Source organism: Streptomyces sp. NPDC048255, assembly GCF_040652415.1.
In the GTDB taxonomy this organism is placed as follows: Bacteria; Actinomycetota; Actinomycetes; order Streptomycetales; family Streptomycetaceae; genus Streptomyces.
In genome coordinates, this window is the sequence record NZ_JBEZMA010000118.1 from 1 (window position 1) to 6645 (window position 6645).

The window sequence follows — 6645 nt, forward strand, 5'->3', positions numbered from 1 at the left end:
GCCCTCCAGCGTGGCCGCGCCGGCGTGCAGGTTGCTGGAGGCGTAGCCCGGGTGGGCCGCGGCGGCGGCTTCGGGTGCGCTTCACCTTGAGTTCCTCGAAGCGCGGTACGTCGCCCTCGCGGACCCGCTGCCAGGCCCGGCGGTAGAGCTCCGCGGCCGGTTCCCCGGGGACCAGCAGGCCGTGCGGGGCGGGACCGTACATCGGGAGCTTCCACCGCTCGACCGGCAGCGTCGGCGAGGCCATCTCGGCCCATCCGCCCGGCAGGAACAGGGTCCGTCCGGCCCGGCTGCGGCTGGCCGTGACCACCAGGTCGGTGGCGGCCAGTTCCGCGCGGGCGGTCTTGAGGCGGGCCGGCTTCCAGCCGGTCCAGCGCGCGGTGTTGCGGTCGGTGGGGTCGGGCATGGCGAGCAGCGCGAGGTACAGGGCGGCCGCGTCGGCGCCGAGGCCGTACGCGCCGCTGACCTCCGCCACCAGCTCGGGTACGGAGCGGCTCGGGTCCTGCGGCCACCAGGTGCCGTCCTTGTCGACGGTTCCGGCCGCCGGGGCGCCCGGGTCGGCGAGCAGCGCGGCGAAGCGCGGGTCGTGGGCGAGCCGCAGGGCGGTCTCGGTCCCGTGGGGCTGCTGGTCGTCACCGCGCAGGACCGGCAGGTAGGGGTCGGATCCGGTGGAGTCGAGCAGGGCCGTGCGCACGGCGGGCCGGGGCTGGCCGTCGTGCGTGGCCATGATCACCGCGCCGTACCGCTCGTAGCCCTCGCCGGTCTCGGTCGGGGTGCCCGCCGTCTTGCGGAAGTCGGACAGGCTGGTGAAGTGCCCGATGCTGAGCATCAGTCCGGGTGCGGCCAGGCGCTGCCGTACGGCCGTCAGCGCGGGCGGCAGAGCGGCGCGTACGGGGTCGCCCGCGGGCAGCCGGTGCGCGAGCCAGGCCGTGAGGGCCATGGTTCCGGTCAGCACCGACTCGGTGAAGGGCTCGGTGGCCGGCTCGGCCGGTTCCACGTGGTCGCCCCGGACCGTCCAGCCGACGTCGACGGAGAGCGCCCGGGAGGCCGCCGGGTCGAGGACGGCGGGCAGGGCACGGTGGGCGGACCAGGCGCCGCGCACGGCCCGGGTGGCCTCGGCCAGCAGCCAGTCGGGGACCGGCGTACGGCGGCCCACGCGCCGGTTCCACTCCTCCGCGGCGGCGGCCACGTCGGGCCCGCGCGTCCACAGCTGTGCGGGGTCGGCGGGGAGCAGCGCGGCGACCACGGCCCGCCGTACGGCGGCGTCCAGGCCCTTGAGCTCGTCGCGCGCCTGCGCCGCGAGGGCGGCCTTGACCCCGAGGGCGGTCCGCAGCTCGGCGGGCAGGAAGTTGTGCTCGTAGCTGTCGATGTTCGGCAGTCCCGCGAGCACCAGCCGGGCCAGGGCTCCGGAGACTCCGGTGAGTCGGGCGAACTCCTCGGCGGCCTCGGTCACGAAGGGCGCCGGGCCGCGGTCGGCGGCCTCGGCCAGAAAGGCGGCCAGCCAGCCGGCGCCGCGTTCCGGGTCGCCCAGCGGGGCGTCGCCGCCGCGCAGGGTGTACGGCTCGGGCGCGGTGAAGCGTCCGGTGGGGTCGTGCAGGAGGGCGCCGAACTCGTGCCCGTCGGGCACGGCTTCGCTGTGCTCGGTCGTGGCGAGGACGGCGCCGCCGCCGAGCGGGAGCAGCCCGCGCTGGTGCAGGCTGCGCTCCTGGCCGTCGGGCGTGCGCAGGTGGCGCTGGTCGAGGTGGAGCAGGACCCGGCGCCAGCGGCCGGCGGAGCCTTCGGCCGAGCCGAGGCCGAGGGCGTCGACCGCGCCGAGCAGGCTGACCAGGGCGGCGCGCTGCTCGTCGGTGGTCCCGACGGCGACGGCGCGGTAGGCGACGGCGGCGGGCTGGTCGAGCAGGGGTGTCCACGGGAGGGAGGAGTACGGCAGCGCGGGCACGTCGAAGTGGAGCCGGCCGGGGACCCCGGCGGCCTCGGTGTGCGCGCTGGCGGCGGCGAGTTCGCGCAGGGTGCGGTGGGCGGCGTCGGTGTCGGCGCCCCAGCGGTAGTAGCCGGACCCGGTGAGTCCGCGCAGCGCCTCGTCGAGGAGCCGGTCGGTGGGCCCCTGGACGGTTTCCCCGGCGGCCGCGGCGCCCGGCTGGAGCCGGGCCGCGACCTCGTCCAGGGCCTTCTGCTGGGTGAGGGCGAAGCGCAGGACCTCCACGACGCCGCCGACGAGCTGGGGCGCGGTGAGCGCGGGCAGGGCGGCGCTCACCAGGCCGGGCAGGTCGGCGGCCTTCTCGGCCGCGGCGGCGGCCTTGAGGAGGGCGCCGACGGTCTCCCGGTCGGCGGTGCGCAGCGCGGCCGAGCCCTCGGGGTCGCGGGGACGCAGCGCGTACCAGTGGGAGAGCGGCGGCAGGTCCACGCTGCCGGTGGCGAAGCAGACGCCGCGGTGGTCGCCGCGGGTCTGGGCGGTGACCACGCCGTCCGGGTCGGTCAGGCTCAGCTGGCGCCAGTGCTGCGACAGGGTGCGCGGGCGGTCGTCGCCCGGGAAGGCCAGTGCGGCCAGGGGCATGTCGCGGCCTTCGGGGAGGGTGACGGTGCGGCCGCCGGTGTCGGAGGCGGTCCAGCCGTGGCCGGGGAGGCGTACCGGGCGCCAGCCGAGCAGGCCGTCGACGGGGGCGCCGAGCACCGAGCCCGCCACGGTGGGCGCGGGCCGCAGCCAGCCGGAGTGCCCGGTCTCCACGGCGTCCGCCGGGTGGCCCTGCGGCCGCTCGGCGAGGAACCGGGGCAGGGAGAAGCGGCCGTGGGAGCCGCTCGCGGGGTCGTACTCGCGCCAGCCGCTCTCGGCGTCGTCGGCGGTCCGGTCGCGGCCCTGCCACACCCAGTAGGAGGTGCCGTCGGACAGTACCCGCCGCTCGTCGGGCAGGCTGGTGTCGCCGCGGTGCAGGACGCCGCCGCCGGTGGTGCGGCCGCCGCCGGGCAGCGGCAGGGAGAGGTGGTCGGACCGCAGCGACCAGTGGTTGCGGGCGGTGTCCACGGTGAAGACGGTGCCGGGCGCGGACACCCAGTAGCCCTCGGTGCGGCCGGCGTTCCACGCGGACCAGAAGACGAGCAGGTCGCCGTCGACGAAGTGGAATCCGTAGCGGTACGCGCTGCCGGTGGGGACGCGCAGGTCGTGCGTGAGGACGGTGGAGTCGGCGTCGATGACGCGGACCTGGGTCTGGTTGGCGACGATCAGGTACGGCCAGGCCTCGGCGACGGTCAGGCCCTGCCGGCCCTGGCCGGGCGTCAGGTCGGCGACCGCGCTCTCCCAGGCGGGCCAGGCCAGTTCCTCGAAGAGGCCGGCGCGCAGGGTGCGGGCGAGGGTCTCGCCGAGGTCGGCGGCGGTCGCTTCGGCCACTTCCCCGGGGGCCAGTTCGAGGGCTTCGGCGGGCAGCCAGGTCAGCCGCTGGATGGCCTCGGGGACGCCGGGCAGGCCGGCGGCGGTGGAGGCGCGGGCGACGCGGCTCATCCACTCGGCCAGCAGGGGGCGGCCGCCGGGAGCGGCGGCGACGCGCTGGACGATGTCGGCGGAGGCGTCGCCGAGGGCGTCCAGGGCCCGGTGGAAGGCGGGGTGGAACCGCGGGTCGGCGGCCAGTGCCACCAGGTCGCGCCGCTGGTCGGCGCGGGCCCAGTCGCGCAGGTTCAGCTCGTCCTGCCGGTGCCTGCGCCGCTCGGGACCGGTCCGCGGGTCGGCGACCGGGATGTCCAGGGCGAGCAGCAGGTCGAGGAGGTCGGCGTCCTCTACGCCCACCCGCAGGCCCGTCTCGCGGCCGGGCCGGGCGAGTTCGGTGCGCAGCTGCCCGGCGCAGCGTTCGACGAGGGTGAGCAGGACGGGGGGTGTGGGGCGCAGGCCCCAGCCGGTGTGGCGGGCGGCGTGGAAGCGTTCGAGCCAGCCGGCGGTTCCGTCGGCGCACCGCTGCTCGGCGGGCAGTTCCCCGGAGGCGAGTCCGGCGGTGGCGCCGGACTCCTCGAGGATCTCCAGCCACAGGGTGGTGAGGTCGTCGTCGCCGCCGGGCGGGGTCAGCTCCAGGAGCGTGCCGCGCGCGGCGGGCACCCGCCGGGCCAGGGCGACGAGCGCGCCGCGGTGGGCCTTCCACCAGCCGGGCGCCGCGCGCAGGGTGGCGGGCAGGGGCAGCAGGTCGGCGAGGTACTCCTGCTCGGGCTCGGTGCCCGTGCGGCCCGCGGCGCGGGCGAGGCGGCGCAGTTCGACGGCGGCCTGCGCGGAGGGCGGCAGTCCGCCCGCGGTGCGGCGTACGCACAGGCGGCGGAAGCGCTCGTGGGCCTCGGCGGGGGCGACGCGGACGGCGAGTTCCTTGCCGTAGCCGGTGAGCACCTTCACCGGGAGGGCGCCGGCCAGGGCGAATTCGAGGAAGACGGCGTCGAGCCGGTCCTCGTCGATGCGCAGGCCGTGCTGGGCCTCGCTGGTACGGGCGCGGCCGAACAGCTGCGCGGCGTACGTGGTGTTCTCCACGGCGAGGAAGGTTCGGGCGGCCTGTTCGTAGTAGACGGGCAGGAAGTGCGGGACCGAGGCGGCGAGCCGCCCGGCGAGTTCGTGGCAGGCGTCGAGGGCCGCCTTGGGCTTGGTCTTGACCTGGCGGGCGATCCGGTCGAGTTCGGGGACGACGGCGAGGGCGTGGTGGCCGTCCTCGGGGTGGTGTACGAGGACCCACTCGGGGAAGCCGAGTGCCTGGCGCTGGCCGAGTCCGACGACGGGCGGCTCGCCCTCGTCGCGCACGAGTCCGAGGAAGCCTGCGGCGAGGTCTTCGGCCGCGCCCAGTTCGGCGGCGGCGAGCCGGACGACGACTCGGTCTTCGCCGAGGGCGGGGTGACGGTAGGAGCGGGCGGTCAGGTCGACGGCGCCGGGGCCCGCGCCGGTGGTGCCGGACGGGAGCACCGCCCCGGCCTTGAGGAGCAGTTCGGCCTCGCCGGCCCCGGCGCAGGCGCCGTCCGGAAGGACGTCCGCTCCCGCGCCCGTGCCCGTGTTCGTGTGCGTCTGGTCGGTGTTCACGCGTTCCCGCCCTCCTCGATCTTGCGCCCGGCGTAGAGCGCCGCGGCCATCCGCATTCCCTCGGACCAGGCGACCGGCCCGACCTCCGCCAGGCGCACCGCCCGGCCGTCCTCGTCGTGCCAGTTCAGGCCGCCGGTGCTCGTCTCGTCCTCGTAGTACGGCTCGCCGATCCAGACGGCCGCCTCCGTACCGCGGCCGGTGTCGCGCACCTTGCAGGTGGCGTAGCCGCCGGAGACCCGGTAGCCGAGGCTCGTCGCCCGGGCGGCGAGGCCGAAGCGGGTCGGGAAGACGCCGCCCGCGTAGTCGCGGACCTCGGTGGCGGTGGCGGCGAGGCCGGCCGGCTTCGTCCAGGTGGCGCGGTGGATCTGCTCGACCTGCTGCACGATGCCCAGTTCGGCCGCGAAGTCCCGTACGTCGTCCAGGTCGGGCAGCAGCACCGGGTGCGGCAGGGTCACCGTGCGCGGGGAGAGCCGTACGGTCTCGCCGTCGAGGTTGACCACCTTCAGCTCACCCGAGTCGGTGGCGTCCCGCAGGAAGCCCACCTCGTCCGGGTCGTCGCCGACGACGGCCAGGTCGCGCAGGGCGCTCTGCCAGGCCTCGTCCCGCCACACCCGGGCGAGCAGCGCGGTGGGAACGGGCAGCGAGGACACCATCCAGGTGTCGACCTGGGCCACGCAGGCCGCCGCGTGCCGGTCGAGCCATTCGGCGAGCCGGCGCAGCCGGTCCACCTCGGGATGGTCCTTCAACGCCTTGGGCAGGGTCTTCAACTGCCGTCCCGCCGACCGGCCGGTGGCGGACCGCGCCGCCACCCGCCCTTCCACCAGGGCGATCTCGTACCCCTCGCCCGCCGCCAGCCATGCCATCAGCTCGTGCCCTTCCCCGCCTGTCCCGACCGGATCCGCGCAGCTGTGAACAGGGGGAATCAGACCCCCTGAGCTGCGGTATGCCGGGAGACTAGCGAGAGCCACTGACAATGCCCGACGGAGGGTCACCGTCCGGTTGATTGTCCGGTTCTGGGTAGGCTTCGGGGGACAGTGCGCGAAGCGGGGCCGGCTCGGGGCGGGGTTATGGGACGTCAGATACAGGTGCCTGGTGCGGTTCTGGCAGCGGCCTTGCTGCTGGTTTCGGCGGCCGGCTGTTCGGGACCGTCGGCGCCGGGCGGCCCGGACGGGAAGCCCTCCGCCTCGCGGACGGCACCGGCCACACCGGCGCCACCGGCCGCGCCGCCCGCCGCCGACGGCAAGCCGGCCGGTGCGGACGTCCTGCCGGGCATGGTCGACGCCGCCGTGGCCCGTACGCAGCTGGCGGCGCTGAGGGTCGCCCCGGTGGGCACGATGGCCGGCTACAGCCGCGCCAAGTTCACGCACTGGGCCGAGCAGGGCAACAAGTGCGACACCCGGGAGACGGTGCTGCGGCGCGACGGCGCCGGCGTCACCCAGGACACGGAGTGCCGGGCCGTGTCCGGGACCTGGAAGAGCCTGTACGACGGGGTGGTCGTCACCGAGGCCGCCAAGATGGACATCGACCACATGGTATCTGTACCTGCGACAGCTTGACCCGTTATCTTCGCTGGTCACATCGAGAGCGGTATGCCGCTGACGGATAGCGGGGAGTGT

The 6645-nt window shown here is 76.1% G+C and carries 3 protein-coding genes; 1 reads left to right on the forward strand and 2 read right to left on the reverse strand.

What is annotated here, in order from left to right:
- The coding region (locus AB0D94_RS37480; protein WP_362062363.1) for a DNA-binding protein at nt 1-4915 on the reverse strand (4915 nt) is incomplete at its 3' end.
- 110 nt (nt 4916-5025) lie between these two features.
- Entirely contained in the window at nt 5026-5892 is an 867-nt protein-coding gene (locus tag AB0D94_RS37485) for a DUF4132 domain-containing protein (protein WP_362062357.1), read from the reverse strand.
- Nucleotides 5893-6096: 204 nt separating this feature from the next.
- Here AB0D94_RS37485 and AB0D94_RS37490 point away from each other — a divergent pair, with 204 nt between their 5' ends.
- Nucleotides 6097-6585 (forward strand): hypothetical protein, encoded by a 489-nt coding sequence (locus tag AB0D94_RS37490; protein ID WP_362062360.1) that lies wholly within the window; start codon nt 6097-6099, stop codon nt 6583-6585.
- The last annotated feature ends 60 nt before the right edge of the window (nt 6586-6645 follow it).